This is a genomic window from Macromonas nakdongensis (genome assembly GCF_002837145.1).
Classification (GTDB): domain Bacteria; phylum Pseudomonadota; class Gammaproteobacteria; order Burkholderiales; family Burkholderiaceae_C; genus Macromonas_B; species Macromonas_B nakdongensis.
Genome location: NZ_NWMV01000161.1, coordinates 1 through 2,185, shown reverse-complemented (window position 1 = coordinate 2,185; position 2,185 = coordinate 1). Strand labels below are relative to the sequence as shown.

At 67.2% G+C, this 2,185-nt stretch carries 2 protein-coding genes and 1 pseudogene; all 3 read left to right on the top strand.

Going from position 1 to position 2,185, the window contains the following annotated elements; genetic code table 11:
• Window positions 1-242: 242 nt before the first annotated feature.
• Window positions 243-1,556 carry an ammonium transporter gene (locus CON77_RS14710; RefSeq protein ID WP_198552410.1) on the top strand — a complete coding sequence of 438 codons (1,314 nt, stop codon included), beginning with the start codon at window positions 243-245 and terminating at the stop codon, window positions 1,554-1,556.
• Window positions 1,557-1,593: 37 nt separating this feature from the next.
• Window positions 1,594-1,932 (top strand): P-II family nitrogen regulator, encoded by a 339-nt coding sequence (locus tag CON77_RS14705; RefSeq protein WP_101050337.1) that lies wholly within the window; start codon window positions 1,594-1,596, stop codon window positions 1,930-1,932.
• Window positions 1,932-2,185 (top strand): annotated as a pseudogene (locus CON77_RS14700) (aminomethyltransferase); the annotation flags it as partial. The gene CON77_RS14705 and the pseudogene CON77_RS14700, both read left to right, overlap by 1 nt.

The window sequence follows — 2,185 nt, the reverse complement described above, 5'->3', positions numbered from 1 at the left end:
CCCAATTACGCGGGGATGTGACGGGACGCCAGACCGCCTTCGGGCGGTTTGGGCTTTTTGGGGGCCGCGCGCACGGCCTTGCGCCAAAACAGGGCCGGGCACGGCGCGTTGCCGGTGCATGCGAGGGGCCGCACGTCCGTCTTTGCACCAGTTTCACGCAGGGAATACAAGATTACCAATAAGAAACTTTGGCACGGTCCTTGCAGCCCCCACAACGTCCACAACTGCCCTTGGAGTTTCCCTTGAAACAGTTCCCTTCTTTGCGTTGGCTGGCACCGATGGCCCTTTCCGTGTGTTCCCCCGCGCTCTGGGCGCAGGCCGCGAGCACGCCCACCCTCAACCCGGGCGACACCGCCTTCATCTTCGCCTGCAGCCTGGCGGTGCTCCTCATGACCATCCCCGGTCTGGCGCTGTTCTACGGCGGCCTGGCCCGCACCAAGAACGTCCTGTCCATCCTCATGCAGGTGTTCACCGTCATGTCCCTGATGTCGATGCTGTGGGCCCTGTTCGGCTACTCGCTCACCTTCACCGACGGTGGCGCGGCCAACGCCTTCATCGGCGGCTTCGACAAGGTCTTCATGGCCGGCATCACGGCCGATTCGCTGCAAGGCAGCATCCCGGAACTCCTGTTCTTCCTGTTCATGCTGCTGTTCGCTGCCATCACGCCCACCATCATCGTGGGCGCGTTCGCCGAGCGCATCAAGTTCGCCGCGGTGCTGGTGTTCATGGTGATCTGGTTCACCATCAACTACGTGCCCATGGCCCACATGGGCTGGGGCGGCGGCTGGGTGTTCGCGCTCGGTGCGCAGGACTTTGCCGGGGGCAACGTGGTGCACATCAACGTCGGCATTGCCGCGCTGGTGGGGGCCTGGATGGTGGGGGCGCGCAAAGGCGTGGGCACCTCGGCCATGGCCCCGCACAACATGACCATGACCATGACCGGCGGCTCCCTGCTGTGGGTGGGCTGGCTGGCCTTCTGCGGCGGTTGCGCCTTGGCGGCCAGCGGCTTTGCCATGTGGGTGGTGGTCAACACCATGCTGGGCGCCGCGGCCGGCGCGGTGGCCTGGGTGCTGGTGGAATGGAAACACCGTGGCAAGCCCAGCATGCTGGGCGCGGTCTCGGGCGCCATCGCCGGTCTGGTGGCCATCACCCCGGCTTGCGGATTCGTCGGCCCCATGGGGGCGCTGGTGGTGGGCGCGGTGGCTTCGCCCATCTGCATCTGGGCGGTGGAAAAACTCAAGCCCATGATCGGCCTGGACGATTCCTTTGACGTGTTCGGCGTGCATGGCGTGGGCGGCATCGTCGGCGGCGTCCTGACCCCGGTCTTCGCCCTCCCGGCCCTGGGCGGCCTGGGTTACGCCGAAGGCCGCGACCTGGCCTCGCAAATGCCGGTGCAACTCCTGGTGATGGGCTTCAGCATCGTCTACGCGGCGGTCAGCAGCTACATCGCCTTCAAGCTCGCTGCGCTGCTGTGTGGCGGCCTGCGGGTCGACGCCGACGACGAAGTCGAAGGCTTGGACCTGACCTCGCACGGCGAACCGGGCTACAAGCTCTGACCCCACCTCCCTTGTCCACACCGATCCGAGGTTTCCCATGAAATTGGTCACCGCCATCATTAAACCCTTCAAGCTCGACGAGGTGCGCCAGGCGCTCTCGGACATGGGCATCCAGGGCATCACCGTCACCGAAGTCAAGGGCTTCGGTCGCCAGAAAGGCCACACCGAGCTGTACCGCGGCGCCGAGTACGTGGTCGATTTCCTGCCCAAGGTCAAGCTGGAAGCCGCTGTGACCGCCGAGCGGGTGGCGGCCGTCATCGAAGCCATCGAGCGCGCGGCCCGCACCGGCAAAATCGGCGACGGCAAGATCTTTGTCTCCGACCTGGAGCAGGTCGTGCGCATCCGCACGGGTGAAGCGGGCGCCGAGGCCTTGTGATGAGCCTGCCCGCCGCAGCCACGCCGGCCGGGGTCCGGCCCCCGGTGGTCACCCGCTTGCGCGAACCCGGCCTGGGCGGGCGCACCCCGCTGCTGGAACGCCACCGGGTGGCCGGCGGGGGGCTGACGGCGGTGCACCTGGGTCCGGGCGACGCGCTGGAGGTGATCGACCCCGAAGGCCTGCAGGCCTGCGAACTGCTGGCCTGGGACGAGCAGGGGCGCGACGCCCTGGCCGCGCTGGGTTTGCGACCCAC